The organism is Enterococcus xiangfangensis (assembly GCF_005405365.1).
In the GTDB taxonomy this organism is placed as follows: Bacteria; Bacillota; Bacilli; order Lactobacillales; family Enterococcaceae; genus Enterococcus_A; species Enterococcus_A xiangfangensis.
This window is the reverse complement of the sequence record NZ_BJDX01000002.1, coordinates 32433-47167: the sequence shown is the minus strand read 5'-3', so window position 1 is coordinate 47167 and position 14735 is coordinate 32433. Positions and strand designations below refer to the sequence as shown.

At 40.5% G+C, this 14735-nt stretch carries 13 protein-coding genes; 12 read left to right on the top strand and 1 reads right to left on the bottom strand.

Going from position 1 to position 14735, the window contains the following annotated elements; all coding sequences use genetic code 11:
* Positions 1-19 precede the first annotated feature (19 nt).
* From glpO to FFM68_RS02280, 12 genes are all read left to right on the top strand, one after another.
* Positions 20-1834, top strand: a complete 1815-nt coding sequence (glpO, locus tag FFM68_RS02335; RefSeq protein ID WP_137617834.1) for a type 1 glycerol-3-phosphate oxidase — start codon at positions 20-22, stop codon at positions 1832-1834.
* A gap of 18 nt (positions 1835-1852) precedes the next feature.
* Entirely contained in the window at positions 1853-3358 is a 1506-nt protein-coding gene (gene glpK / locus FFM68_RS02330; protein ID WP_137617833.1) for a glycerol kinase GlpK, read from the top strand.
* Between the two features lie 68 nt (positions 3359-3426).
* Complete coding sequence (locus FFM68_RS02325) at positions 3427-4149, top strand: MIP/aquaporin family protein (protein WP_137617832.1); 723 nt, start codon at positions 3427-3429, stop codon at positions 4147-4149.
* Positions 4150-4382: 233 nt separating this feature from the next.
* Complete coding sequence (dhaK, locus tag FFM68_RS02320) at positions 4383-5366, top strand: dihydroxyacetone kinase subunit DhaK (RefSeq protein WP_137617831.1); 984 nt, start codon at positions 4383-4385, stop codon at positions 5364-5366.
* Between the two features lie 100 nt (positions 5367-5466).
* Positions 5467-6045: a dihydroxyacetone kinase subunit DhaL gene (dhaL, locus tag FFM68_RS02315; protein WP_137617830.1), complete on the top strand. Its 579-nt coding sequence runs from the start codon at positions 5467-5469 to the stop codon at positions 6043-6045.
* Positions 6038-6406, top strand: a complete 369-nt coding sequence (gene dhaM / locus FFM68_RS02310; RefSeq protein WP_137617829.1) for a dihydroxyacetone kinase phosphoryl donor subunit DhaM — start codon at positions 6038-6040, stop codon at positions 6404-6406. Before dhaL ends, dhaM begins: the two co-directional genes overlap by 8 nt.
* Positions 6407-6825: 419 nt before the next feature.
* Positions 6826-7908, top strand: a complete 1083-nt coding sequence (serC, locus tag FFM68_RS02305; RefSeq protein ID WP_137617828.1) for a 3-phosphoserine/phosphohydroxythreonine transaminase — start codon at positions 6826-6828, stop codon at positions 7906-7908.
* The gene (locus FFM68_RS02300) at positions 7909-9096 is read left to right on the top strand and encodes a 3-phosphoglycerate dehydrogenase family protein (protein ID WP_137617827.1); all 1188 of its coding nucleotides are present in this window, start codon (positions 7909-7911) and stop codon (positions 9094-9096) included.
* Positions 9096-10322 carry a DUF1015 domain-containing protein gene (locus tag FFM68_RS02295; protein WP_137617826.1) on the top strand — a complete coding sequence of 409 codons (1227 nt, stop codon included), beginning with the start codon at positions 9096-9098 and terminating at the stop codon, positions 10320-10322. Before FFM68_RS02300 ends, FFM68_RS02295 begins: the two co-directional genes overlap by 1 nt.
* Positions 10323-10558: 236 nt before the next feature.
* Positions 10559-11701, top strand: coding sequence for a trans-sulfuration enzyme family protein (locus FFM68_RS02290; RefSeq protein WP_137617825.1), 1143 nt, complete (start codon positions 10559-10561; stop codon positions 11699-11701).
* Between the two features lie 243 nt (positions 11702-11944).
* Positions 11945-12400, top strand: coding sequence for a hypothetical protein (locus FFM68_RS02285; protein WP_137617824.1), 456 nt, complete (start codon positions 11945-11947; stop codon positions 12398-12400).
* The gene (locus FFM68_RS02280; RefSeq protein WP_239585055.1) at positions 12373-12915 is read left to right on the top strand and encodes a prolyl-tRNA synthetase associated domain-containing protein; all 543 of its coding nucleotides are present in this window, start codon (positions 12373-12375) and stop codon (positions 12913-12915) included. Before FFM68_RS02285 ends, FFM68_RS02280 begins: the two co-directional genes overlap by 28 nt.
* A 94-nt stretch (positions 12916-13009) precedes the next feature.
* Here FFM68_RS02280 and FFM68_RS02275 read toward each other — a convergent pair whose 3' ends face one another.
* Positions 13010-14731, bottom strand: a complete 1722-nt coding sequence (locus FFM68_RS02275) for a putative polysaccharide biosynthesis protein (RefSeq protein ID WP_137617823.1) — start codon at positions 14729-14731, stop codon at positions 13010-13012.
* Positions 14732-14735: the final 4 nt, after the last annotated feature.

Sequence of the window (14735 nt, the reverse complement as noted above, 5' to 3'; positions counted from 1 at the left end):
AAGAGCGAGGTGTTTACGCATGTTTTCTTTTCGAGAACGAACGAAATTGATTCAAAAACTGAGTGAGCAAACCTTTGATTTGGTGATCATTGGTGGCGGGATCACTGGGGCAGGAGTGGCATTGCAGGCGGCAGCTTCAGGTCTTTCTGTAGCATTATTGGAAATGCAAGATTTTGCTGAAGGGACTTCTTCACGGTCTACTAAACTAGTGCATGGCGGAATCCGCTATCTGAAAACATTTGACGTCGAAGTAGTTGCAGATACAGTCGGGGAACGAGCAATCATTCAAAAAATTGCCCCTCATATTCCAAAAGCAGATCCAATGATTTTACCGATCTATGATGAGCCGGGTTCGACCTTCAATTTATTCTCTGTCAAAATAGCAATGGATCTTTATGATCATTTAGCAGGGATCACTGGCGGGCGTTATGCCAACTACATGTTGAGTAAAGAGGAGATTTTGGAGCGAGAGCCGCAATTGGCGTCAGAGGGATTATTAGGCGGTGGTGTTTATTTAGATTATCGCAATAATGATGCGCGCTTAGTAATCGAAAATATCAAACAAGCGGTTGCCGATGGTGCTATTGCCGTCAGCCGTATGAGAGTTCAAGAAATAGTTCACGATGAACAAGGAAAAGTATCCGGAGTCAAAGCTGTAGATACCTTAAATGATCAGACTATGACTATTAATGGTAAATTGGTCATCAACACAGCAGGACCATGGTCAGATATTGTTAAAAAATTGGATTCAAAGATTGATCATAAACCACATATGCGGCCGACAAAGGGCGTACACTTAGTTGTCGATGGTCAAAAATTAAAAGTTCCACAACCAACGTATTTTGATACGGGTAAAAACGACGGACGAATGATTTTCGTCATCCCACGAGAAAATAAGACCTATTTTGGCACAACAGACACTGATTACCAAGGTGATTACGATCATCCATTGGTTGAGCAAGAAGATGTCGATTATTTATTAAAAATTGTCAACCATCGTTATCCAGGAGTAGATTTGACGATCCACGATATCGAAGCTGCGTGGGCAGGATTACGACCGCTGATTAGCGATGCGTCTGGAGATTATAATGGAACAAAAAAAGAGAAGATCAGTGATGAAAATTTTGAAAAAATCATCCAAGCTGCGATTGATTACACTAACGGCAAACAGTCCCGCCCTAAAGTAGAAAAGACGATTGTTGGAGCAGCAAAAGAAGAGCCCAATGATAATCCATCGGCAGTTTCCCGCGGCAGTGATCTGACCGTTGCAGAAGATGGTTTATTGATCTTATCTGGCGGAAAATTAACAGATTACCGACTAATGGCGGATGGTGCAATGAAAACGATCCATTCGTTATTACCTGACCGTGATTTTGAACTGATCGATTCAAAAAATTATCCAGTTTCTGGTGGGCGACTTGATCCGGAAGCGGTAGAAACGGAGCTGGAGAAAATTGCTTTGAAGGGTGAACAGCAAGGCCTAAATTCTGAAGACAGCAAGTATATCGCTGAACTTTACGGGTCAAATGCTGAAAAAGTTTTTGCCCTAAAAGATCAAGGGACGTTCGAAGGTTTGACGCTAGCGGAATCGATGTCCTTGCGCTATGCCATGGACGCTGAAATGACACTAACACCAGTAGATTATTTGCTGCGTCGGACCAATTATATGTTATTTATCAGCCATCGCTTGATGGAAATCAAAGATGCTGTTGTTGATGCTATGGCAGATTATTTTGCCTGGGATGAAACGACAAAAGCGGCGTACCAAGCCGAATTGGATCAACAAATCAAAGAAACTCAATTAACGGATCTAAAAAAGCAACAAAAATTATAATATAAGAGGAGTGGGAACATGGATTCATACATCATGTCTATCGATCAAGGAACAACATCAAGTCGAGCAATTATCTTCGACAAAGCGGGTAAAGAAGTGAGTTCTTCGCAAAAAGAATTTACTCAGCATTTTCCAAAACCGGGCTGGGTGGAACACGATGCAAATGAGATTTGGAATTCGGTCCAATCAGTAATCGCTGGAGCATTGATTGATGGCGGATTTCGTCCAAATCAAATCGAAGGAATCGGGATCACCAATCAACGTGAAACGACGGTTATTTGGGAAAAAGAAACGGGTCATCCTATTTATAACGCGATTGTCTGGCAATCAAAACAAACGAGTGACATTGCTGACGATTTAAAAAAACAGGGTCATTCAGAAATGTTCCAGAAAAAGACAGGCCTACTGATCGATTCTTATTTCTCAGCGACGAAGGTCAAATGGATCTTAGATCACGTTGAGGGCTCACGTGAACGGGCGAAAAAGGGAGAATTATTATTTGGAACGATCGATACTTGGCTAGTTTGGAAATTGACTGGTGGAAAAGTCCATGTCACAGATTACACGAATGCTAGTCGGACAATGATGTACAATATTTATGATTTAGAATGGGATCAAGAAATTTTAGATTTATTAGATATTCCAAAAGAAATGCTGCCAGAAGTAAAATCGAATTCTGAGATTTATGGACACACGGAAGACTATCATTTTTATGGAAATCAAGTTCCAATTGGCGGTATGGCAGGAGACCAGCAAGCTGCTCTAGTTGGTCAATTAGCTTTTGATAAAGGAATGGTCAAAAACACCTATGGAACAGGAGCCTTTATTGTAATGAATACGGGTGAAAAACCGATTCTTTCAGAAAATGGCTTATTGACTACCATCGGTTATGGAATCGACGGCAAAGTCACGTATGCGTTGGAAGGAAGTATTTTCGTGGCAGGTTCTGCGATTCAATGGTTGCGTGATGGCTTGAGAATGTTCCAATCGGCTCCGCAATCAGAAGAATATGCCAAACGTGTAGAAAGTAGTGAAAATGTGTATGTTGTTCCAGCATTTACCGGGTTAGGTGCGCCCTATTGGGATCAACAAGCCCGCGGAGCCGTTTTTGGATTGACACGCGGCACGACTAAAGAGCACTTTATCCGGGCAACACTGGAATCATTAGCCTATCAAACAACAGATGTCGTAAGAACAATGGCGAAAGATTCCGGTACAGATATCAAATTATTACGTGTAGATGGCGGTGCTTCAAAAAATGATATGTTGATGCAGTTCCAAGCAGATATTATCCAAACACCGGTAGAGCGGGCACCTTATTTAGAAACAACAGCTCTGGGTGTGGCCTATCTAGCAGGTCTAGCTGTCGGCTATTGGAAAGACATTGAGGAAATCAAAAAATTCGCGTCTGAAGGTCAACGATTTGAACCAAAAATGGCGAAAGAAACAACAGATGACCTTTATAAAGGCTGGCAAGAAGCAGTTGAAGCGACAATGCAGTTCAAACATCGTCCAAAAGAATAATCGAACAGTGCAATATTCTTTAAAAATTACTGTCACAGTGATAACAGGAAAATAAGGAGGAGTGTTCCATGGATACAAGCATGTCAACACAAGTAATTGGAGAAATTATTGGCACGATGGTCTTAGTATTGTTAGGTGACGGCGTAGTGGCTGGAGTTAGCTTACGTAAGACTAAGGCAGAAGGAGCCGGCTGGATCGCGATTACATTAGGTTGGGGCGCTGCAGTTACGATTGGTGCTTACGCGGCAGGTTATATGTCATTTGCGCACTTGAATCCTGCCGTTACGATCGGGATGGCGATTGCCGGGAAAATCGGTTGGGATATGGTCGTTCCATATATCATCGGTCAAATGATCGGTGCGATTATTGGGGCTGTTTTAGTATTTATCCACTACTATCCTCACTGGAAAGAAACAAAAGAATCAGCTGCTATTTTGGGAGTATTCTCAACCGGACCGGCTATACGCAGTTTAGGCGCGAACTTGATCAGTGAAATTATTGGAACGTTCATGCTGGTATTTGCGCTATTAGCTTTTGGGATGAGTAAATTTGGCGATGGTTTAAATCCGATCGCTGTTGGGATTTTGATCTTAGTTATCGGGCTTTCACTTGGAGGCACTACTGGATATGCAATCAATCCGGCTCGAGATCTTGGTCCGCGGATTGCTCATGCTTTTTTACCGATTCCCAATAAAGGTGATTCCGATTGGGGGTATTCTTGGGTACCGATCGTTGGTCCGATGATTGGCGGAATTTTAGCCGCATGGTTGTTTATGGCGTTACCAATGTAAATTTGTTAGGGTAATAAGATTTCTTATTACCCTAATCTGTTTTTTCTTTAAAAAATCAGTGAATAAGACCGATTATACGAAAAACTGAAATGGGAATAAATAAATGGCTTCACAACACTATCTTAATGAATATGAATGGTTGATTTCTTTCATTTATTTTGATTGCATACAAGGAAAAACCAAAATGAGCGAAGTCTAGGAAATGAACCAACAAAAATTGGGAGGAATAGTAAGTGAAAAAAATTATTAATGATCCAAAAAATGTCGTAGAAGAAATGGTCAGCGGATTGGTTAGTGCATATCCAGATTATGTAAAACAAGTACCTGAAACATTGGTTGTTACTCGCAGTGACGAATACGATCAAGTAGCGTTAGTTAGCGGGGGAGGCAGTGGACATGAACCATCACATGCCGGTTTTGTTGGAGAGGGGATGTTGAGTGCAGCCGTTTGCGGCCAAGTTTTCACTTCGCCAACTCCAGATCAAATTTATGAAGCTATCAAGGCTACTGATAAAGGAAAAGGGACGTTGCTGATTATTAAGAATTATTCAGGCGATGTTATGAATTTTGATATGGCAAAAGATTTAGCTGAAATGGACGATATCAAAGTAGACTCTGTCTTAGTCGACGATGATATCGCCGTAGAAGACAGCACATATACCCAAGGGCGTCGGGGGGTAGCTGGAACAGTGTTAGTCCATAAAATTTTAGGCGGTATGGCTCGAGAAGGAAAAACAGTTCCAGAATTAGCTAACTATGGGAAAACATTGGTTGAAGAGATCAAAACAGTTGGGATTGCATTGTCTGGTGCAACTGTTCCCGAAGTTGGCAAACCAGGATTTGTTTTGGCTGAAGATGAGATAGAATTTGGTGTTGGGATTCATGGTGAACCAGGTTATCGACGGGAAAAAATCAAATCTGCTCACGATATCGCTCAAGAAATCATCGGAAAATTAAAAGCGGAATTTGATTGGCACTCAGGGGATAAATACGGATTATTCGTAAATGGGATGGGGGCGACACCATTGATGGAATTATTTATTCTATTCAATGATGCGAAACAAATCCTTGCCGAGGAAGGTCTTGAGCTTGCGTTTACTAAAGTAGGGAATTACATGACATCGCTTGAAATGGCGGGTGCGTCAATCACGATGATCAAATTAGACGAAGAACGTGAACGTTTATTAAATGAGCCAGTTCATACAATTGCTTGGTAATAAAGCGAAAAATCAATTAACTGGATCGTTTATTTCAACGTTATCCAGAGAGAATTTATAACAGTCGCATGCTTGAATAGAGCAATCAAGGAGGTCCACTATGTTTACACCAGAGAATTTACGTAAAACGCTAGAATTGTTCAATGAAAAAGTTCAAGTCAACAAAGATTATTTAAGTGAGTTAGATACACCGATTGGTGATGGGGATCATGGAAATAATATGGCTCGTGGGATGGATGCAGTAATGGCTGCGGATCTATCAGGTGATTTGCCGGCTGTATTCAAAGCAACCGCGATGGCACTGATCAGCAAGGTTGGCGGAGCATCCGGGCCGCTTTACGGAACAGCTATGATGGAGATGATGAAGACTAGTAAAGAGACAAGCGACCCAGAAGAGCTGTTAAAAGTTGCAATTGCCGGTATTGAAAAGCGTGGCAATTCTAAAGCTGGTCAAAAAACAATGTTGGATTTATGGGTGCCGGCAGTGGAAAATTTAAACAATGGTACTTTAAATCCAGCAACGATTGAAGTGCTGGTTGAAAAAACAAAGAATATCAAGGCGACAAAAGGCCGGGCTTCGTATGTTGGCGAGCGTTCGATTGGTCATATCGATCCTGGCGCGATGTCATCAGCATATTTCTTTGAATCCATGATAGAGGCAGGTGTATTTGATGAGTAGAGGTGTCGTGCTAGTTTCTCATACAAAAGAAATACCGGAAGGATTAAAACGTTTGATTGGTGAAATTGCCAAAAATGTTCCGATCACAACTGCCGGTGGCTTAGAAGACGGTGGGATTGGTACTTCGATGGAATTGATTTCACAAGCGATCGAAGAAAATTCTGCCGATGAGTTATTAGCTTTTTATGATTTGGGTAGCGCTAAGATGAACTTGGAAATGGCGATCGAAATGACAGCAAAAAAAGTAAAATTATTTGATACCGCTTTGGTTGAAAGTGCGTATACTGCCTGTGCATTGCTTGCAGCGGATGCGGAAGAAACAGAAATAGAAAAGCAGTTAGCTGAATTAAAAATCAAATAAGCAAAAAAACAGAAGTTAGCTAAAACTGACTTCTGTTTTTTTCTGTCCTCAGTAAAATTCGTTTATTGAGTGTCCATGAAAAAACGTTTACTGCTATCATCTAAACCGAAATGATTTTAGTAGTCACACAAAAGTATCAAAGAAAGTCATTTGTGAAGAGCCGGAAAAAATTTTTTGGCAAGTCCTATGAAAAAAAGCCAAAAAGCTCATGGTTAACTGTAAGAAAACATCGAATTTGTCCGATTTAGACAGAAAACGTTTGAAAAGAAGTTTAAAGAACATCAACGATTCATGCAAATCAAAATAAAATTTTCTAGAATTATTACAAATTACATTGAAATTAATTTAAAATTAGTCTTTTATCATTTAATTGCTTCTGTTATAATTATCATCACATCTTAATGAAGGAGCGAATAAGTATGACGATTTATAATTTTTCCGCAGGTCCCGCAGTACTACCAAAAGCTGTATTGGAGATCGCACAGTCCGAGATGCTGGATTATAAAAATAGTGGCATGTCGGTGATGGAGTTGAGTCATCGTTCCTCCTTATTTGACGAGATTATTCAAGCAGCTGAAGGTTTATTGAGAGAACTGATGGTGATTCCCGACAATTACAAAGTTTTATTTTTACAAGGCGGTGCAAGTTTGCAATTTACCATGATCCCTTTGAACTTGGCGCAAGGGAAAAAAGCCTTGTATATCAATACCGGAACTTGGTCTAAAAAAGCCATCAGTGCTGCAAAAGCGTTGGATAATGTAGAGGTCGAGGTTATTGCCTCTAGTGAAGATAAGAATTTTAGTTATATCCCAGAAGTACCAAAAATGGTTGATCAAAACGCAGCTTACGTGCATATTACAACGAATAATACGATTGAAGGAACTGCTTTTACAAAGATTCCTTCATTTGGTAAAGTCCCAGTTGTTGCCGACATGTCTTCAAATATTTTAGCCAATGACTATAAAGTAGAAGACTTTGGTGTGATCTACGCTGGTGCTCAGAAAAATATCGGTCCGGCCGGTCTTACAGTCGTAATCATTCGAGAAGACTTGCTCAATCAAGAAGCAGTTTTTGCACCAATGCTGGATTATGCATTACAGGCAAAAAATAATTCTTTATACAATACACCACCGACTTACGCTATTTATATTGCAAAGTTAGTCTTTGAATGGATAAAAACTCAAGGTGGAGTTGCGGGCATTACAAAAAAAGATCAGCAAAAAGCCCAATTATTATATGATGCGATCGAAAACTCAAACTTATTCAAAAGCCCTGTTGAAAAAACGAGCCGTTCAATTACCAACATTCCATTTGTTACCGGTGATGAAGACTTAGATAAAGCATTCAACCAAGCAGCGCTAGCCCAAGGATTCGAAAATCTAAAAGGCCATCGTTCTGTCGGCGGCATGCGGGCGAGTCTTTACAATGCCTTCCCAGTTGAAGGTGTGGAAGCTTTAGTAGCGTTCATGGCGCAATTTGAAAAGGAAAATGGAGGAAAGTAAATGTTTCAAATTCAAACATTTAACGCGATTGCCCCTGAAGGAATGGCGCGTTTTGATCAAGAAAATTATCGTATTAATGAAAGCGAAGAACCAGATGGTATTATTTTACGAAGCAAAAAATTACATGAGTATAACTTTCCCGACTCAGTCCTAGCGGTTGCTCGTGCAGGGGCAGGTACGAATAATATCCCCGTTAAAGAATGTACAGAAAAAGGCATCGTTGTTTTTAATACACCCGGTGCAAATGCCAATGCTGTCAAAGAATTGGTGATAGCAAGTTTGTTGTTATCTGTTCGACCAATGGTCCAAGGAATCGGTTGGGTCCAAACGTTAACAGGCAATGATGTTGATGAACAGGCTGAAGCACAGAAAGCGCAATTTGCCGGTACCGAATTGGAAGGGAAAAAATTAGGTGTTATCGGGTTAGGTTCGATTGGTGCGATGGTGGCAAATGATGCGTATCGTCTGGGAATGGAAGTCACTGGTTATGATCCATATGTTTCAGTCGATACGGCTTGGAGTATTTCTCGTCGGGTAAAACGCGCAAAAGACTTGAAAGAAGTCTTGACTAACTGTGATTTTGTGACAGTTCATGTACCGTTGACCGAACAGACTCGCCATTTGATTGGAACAGAAGAGCTGCTGTTAATGAAAAAAACAGCACGGTTAATGAATTTTGCCCGTGGTGAGATCGTCGATACAGCAGCTGTGTTAAAAGCTGTAAATGAAGAGCGAATCGCTGGTTTTACGACGGATTTTGCTGAAGAAAAATTACTTCATAACGACAAAATTACTGTTTTGCCGCATTTAGGTGCTTCGACTGAAGAAGCTGAAGTCAATTGTGCCAAGATGGCTGCCCGCGGATTGAAACGTTTTTTAGAAACAGGGATCATTAAGCGTTCTGTGAACTTTCCGAATGTTGAGATGGCTTTTGAGTCGCCTTATCGAATTACAGTGATCAATCATAATATCCCTAATATGTTAGGGTTGATCGCTTCTGAAATTGCTTCTTTAGATGTCAATATCGATAATATGGTCAATCGTGGTCAAGATGACTATGCATATACGTTAGTAGATATCGCAGAGACTGATCCAGACAAAATCGCAGCGATCGCTGAAAAATTAAATAAAAATGAGGGCATTATCCGCGTTCGAGTGATCAAACGAGATGAGGAGTGTGAATTTTAATGGTTCAAGTGCATCCGTTTAGAAGTATTCGTCCAGCCGCAGAACTGGCTGATAAAGTTGCTGCATTGCCGTATGATGTTGTAAATTCACAAGAAGCAAAAGCATTCGCCGCTGATAATCCATATAGTTATTTTCATATTGATAAAGCAGAGATTGATTTGCCAGCAGAGCTTTCACCTTACGATGAGCATGTCTACCAACAAGCCGCTGATAATTTAGCCGCATTTTTAGAAAAAGGTTGGTTGTTCAAAGAAAACAAAGCCTATTTCTATTTATACGAATTGGTGATGTCTGGACGAAGTCAAACAGGAATCGTCGCTTGTACATCAATCAATGATTATATCGATGGAAAAATCAAGAAACATGAATTTACGCGGCATGAAAAAGAAATTGATCGGATGAATCATATTCGAACGTGTGATGCAAATACAAGCCCAATTTTTTTAAGTTATCGTCCGCAGGAAAAGATCCAAGCAACTATTAAAAACTGGCAAAAAGTGCACGCACCAGTTTATGACTTTGTCAGCTATCATGATGTGACTCATCGCGTTTGGGTGATTGATCAGACTGAGACGATAGAGCAATTGACCGACTTATTTACTGAAGTAGAGGCATTATACATTGCAGATGGGCACCACCGGACTGAATCAGCGGTAAAAATCGGTTTAGAAAAGCGTCAAACCGGTGAACAAAACCCTGAGACAGAACAATTTCTATCGATTATCTTTCCAGAAGATGAGCTGGCGATCTGGGAATACAATCGCGTTTTGAAAACAACACCGCCAGCTGATTTTATGGAGCGTTTAGCAGAGAATTATCAAGTAGTAAAAACTGGAGTGAAAAAACCAGAAAAAGCTGGTAACTGCCAGTTATACGATGGATCAGCCTGGTATACATTAAGCATCAAAACAGAAAAGGTTCCAAATGATCCGGTGGAGAGACTGGATGTAGCGCTGTTGCAAAAATTTGTTTTAGAAGATATTTTTGGAATTGATGATATTCGTACAGACATGCGAATCGATTTTGTCGGTGGAATCCGCGGGACAGCAGAATTGGAAAAATTAGTTGATTCTGGTGAATGGAAATTAGCTTTTTCGATGTATCCGACTCAGATGACGGACTTATTAGACGTTGCTGATGCGAAAAAAATTATGCCGCCAAAATCAACTTGGTTTGAACCAAAATTATTGAGCGGACTGTTTTTACATGATCTAGAAACAAAATAACTCGTGAAAGATTGCGACATCTTGTTGCAATCTTTTTTTAGTTGACCGAGATCGAAATGTGGGACTCGTTTTAGGTCAATGTAGTTTTCGGTAGTAGGAGTTATTTTTGTCCATGAGAAAGTCCCTAGAATTCCTGAAAATAAACTAAATTTCTTATGGGAATTCATCAAAAAACGAAGAAAGCGCTTTAAATGATGGTAAGCTAATCTTGTAAAAATAATTAAGGGGGATATGTGATGAAAGATAAGACAAAATTGATCCATGGCTATCATGCTTTTGATGAAGAAACCGGAGCTTCGTCGATTCCTATTTATCAATGTTCGACTTTTAAACAAGCTTCGATCAAAGACAGCCAACCCTATACTTATTCCCGCTTCAGTAACCCGACTCGTACAGCATTAGAAGAAGCTGTTGCTGCACTTGAAAATGGGAAATATGCAACAGCATTTGCGTCAGGCATGAGCGCAATCTCAGCGGTCTTGTTGAGTTTCAATCAAGGAGACCATATAGTTATGTGCAAGAGTATTTACGGAGGGACTTTTCAATTAGTTAATGAGGTCATGAAGCGTTTTGGGATTGAAGTGACGTTTGTTGATGAGACTGATCTTACAGCCTGGGAGCAGGCGATTCAGCCGAATACTCGCGGACTTTATTTAGAAACGCCATCTAATCCTTTGCTGTCAGTCACAAATATTGCAGGCGTCGTTGCGATCGCTAAAGCACACCACTTAGTGACAATGATCGACAATACATTCATGACGCCTCAATTTCAAAAACCATTAGCCTTAGGCATCGATGTTGTGATCCACAGCGCAACCAAATTTATCAACGGTCATAGCGATGTCGTAGCGGGTCTAGTGATCACTAATGATGAGAAATGGGAACAGCAAATTAAGTTACAGCAAAAAGTATTAGGCGGTATTTTAGGGATCGAAGACTGTTGGTTGACGATGCGGGGATTAAAAACAATGGCATTGCGGATGGAACAAAGTGCCCGCAGTGCGGAAAAAATCAGTCAAATGCTGGAAAAACATCCGGCAGTCCGCAGCATCCATTATCCTGGTTTGCCAAGTCATCCTGGTTATCAAGTGCATCAGCAACAAGCGACTTCTGGTGGAGCAGTCCTGTCTTTTGAACTAGCAAATCAGTCAGCGGTTTATTCTTTTGCTGAAGCATTGAAGATCCCAATTGCTGCAGTAAGCCTTGGCGGTGTGGAATCAATCTTATCGTATCCAGTCACGATGAGTCATGCTTGTGTGCCAAAAGCAGAACGAGAAAAACAAGGTGTGACAGATGGATTGCTTCGGTTATCAGTAGGGATCGAAGACACAGAAGATTTATTAGCCGATTTAGAACAGGCGCTGACTAAGATCCAATAACAACAATTGATCCGTTTTTGGGTGTGATAAGATTTTTATCACGCTCTTTTTTCAAATCAACAGTGAATAGTAGCTTCAAGAAAGTTCTAGCCTATTTCTAGAACCAGTCAACGAGCTATTGGCTAAGATTTTTGAAGTAATCTAGGAGCGCGGCTGATTTATTTTATTGATTTTTAAAAAATGGATACCGCAAAATGAATGAGTTCGGTATAATGGAAACATCTCTTAGAGGAAGTGGAAGCTATGCTCGAAACTCTTTTGCGTCCAGAAGTTCTACTGTCAAACGTCATTGTTTGTTTAGTGACTTTTTTGATTACTCGCTGGATGTTCAAACCAAAATCAAAATCCATACAACCGGTAGAAATTGCACGGATTCCTAAACAAACGATGGATGGAACAGTGATACTTGAACTGTCACTGTCAACACTGCAATCGTATAAAAATAATCTTAATAAATATGGCTATGTTTATTTTCGCGAAACGACACCAATCGTGATCCAACAATTGACGGCTGAAGCCAATGGTTTGATTCCATCAAAGGAAAATCAACTGATTCGTGAACAGCTGCAGCATAACTATGAGCAATTGACTGTTTTTCAACAGCAAGAGGCAACAGATACAAAGAAACTTGAACTAGAAGTTTTAAATCACGTCAATAAGACAATTATTACTTGGCGAAATCTATTGAAAAGTCGGTGATCATAATCGCTAAAGCAACGGATACGGAAGTCTATCAATTACTGAAAAAATGGCAGATTCCCTATGAACGAGTGGAGCATCAGGCTGTTTTTACAGTGGCAGAGATCGATTTTTCGATTGAGGGCAGTGAAGTAAAAAATTTATTGCTGAAAGGCAAGCGGTCTAAGAACTATTATTTAGTGATTTGTTCGGGAAATAAGCGGCTGGATATTAAAGCGCTAGCTAAAATGTTAGCTGAACGTCATTTATCTTTTGCTTCTGAAACTGAACTGTTCGACTCGCTTGGCTTGGAAAAAGGATCGGTGACGCCACTTGCGCTATCCCATGATACGCTGCATCAAATCAATTTGATCATTGACCAAACGATCGATCAAACGCAAAAAATTGGGTTTCATCCTAATATTAATACCACAACATTAGTGATCACTTTTAGTGATTTCAAACGCTTTTTAGCTAATTTGTCGATTGAACCTAAGTATTTGACGATTCCATCAAAACCGCTCGATACTCATTGAATGATACAATAAAAAGGTGTTGAAAAAAAACAAATTACTATAAAAAAATGGGGACTAACGGCTTAGCCGTTAATCCCCATTTTTTTATAGTTGTTTACCGCATATGCAATCGGCGGCGAATACCATCGACTCGAGAGCCTAATAATTTATCAGCCATCCGAGTTTTTAACGCTAGGAGGATATAGGTCAATCCGCCAGAAGCCGCAACAATCAAAATAATGATCATCGATTGGACTTTGGAATCCGAGCTCAAAATCAGTTCACAACCGAATTTGACAGCAAAAGCTACCACACCCATTGCAAGGGACATCACAGTGACTTTAGCGATGGAACTAGCTGTTTCTCTAAATGGAAACCGAGACAAGACGTGGATCCGATCCAATAAAAACATATTTGCTACTAATAATCCGATGAAAGTCGCGATCAGCGGGCCATAGGCCTTAAAAAGGAAGATCAATGGAAATTGTGTCAAAACTTTTACTAAAACACCGATACCTAAAAACGAAACAGCTTGCATATTTCCGTCTAGTCCTTGCAACATCGTTGAGCAGACCATGAGAAGCCCCATCATGATTCCCACTACACACGATGCCGCTAACAATTCTGCTCCAAGTGGGTTTGGACGATAGAACAAAGTATTCAGCGGATAAGATAGGACGATCATTCCAATCGTTGCCGGCATCATAACAAAAAATAACAACTGAATATTATTCGTCACTAATCTTGCTAGACCAGCTTGGTCTTTTTTCGTAAAGCGTTCAGTGATCAATGGCAGTCCAGCCGTTGCCATCGCTGTTCCAAGAGCAATGACGACCATCGTCAATTTGTCTGGATTGGCTGAGATCAACGCGAATAATTCAGCATTTTTAGCGGCGGAATAATCAGTGACAAGTGACATGATTTTTTCGAACGAATATTGATCGATTAATTTGAAGATGCTGATCCCGCTGCCTACTATAATAAAGGGAATCGCTTGTGCGATCATCTGCAAAACAAGTTGACGCCCTGAAAAAGTAAGCTGATTGTTACTTTCTTTCACTAATGTTCGAAAGGCTGTGCGTTCTTTGAAAAGTGCAAAGAGCAGAACCGCCATCGCGAATGCTACCCCGATAAAGGCAGCAAACGTTGAGTAAACGACTGCTGTTTTGTAGCTACCATTATTGATTTGCATGATAATGAAAGCGGAAGCTAGCATATAGCAGACTCGTGCGATTTGTTCGATGATCTGAGAAATCGCGTAAGGTTTCATATTATTGTTTCCTTGGAAGAAGCCGCGAATCACACTCATCGCTGGAAAAATCAGTAAAACAACACTCAATGAGCGCATGACTGGCACTAAATCAGGATTTCCTTGTGATAAGTAAGGCGCTCCTAAAAACATAATCGCTGCGCAGATCACTCCGCCGATAGTCATTAAGCGCATCGTATAAAATAATAATTTCTTGCTTAAGCCATATTCATTCATTGAATTGTAACGCGCGGTCTGTTTAGCAACCGCAGCAGGAATTCCCGCCGTTGAGATCATCAGAAATAAGGCGTAAACGTTGTAGCCTTTTGTGTACAAATAGTTGGCCGCTTCACCATGGGGCTGCATCCACATATACCAAGGAATGACGTAAACGGCGCCTAGTAACCGCGAAAAAATATTGCCGACGGTCAGCCAAACAGTACTTTGTACCATTGTTTCTTGAGTACTCGCTTGTTTTTTCGGAGTATTTGCTGGTTCTTTTTTGGGTGTAGTCGTTTGAGTATGGTAACGAGCCATCCGAGAGGGCGTCGCGGTCAACTCATTTTCGTGTTTAATTTTTTCAGTCATATAA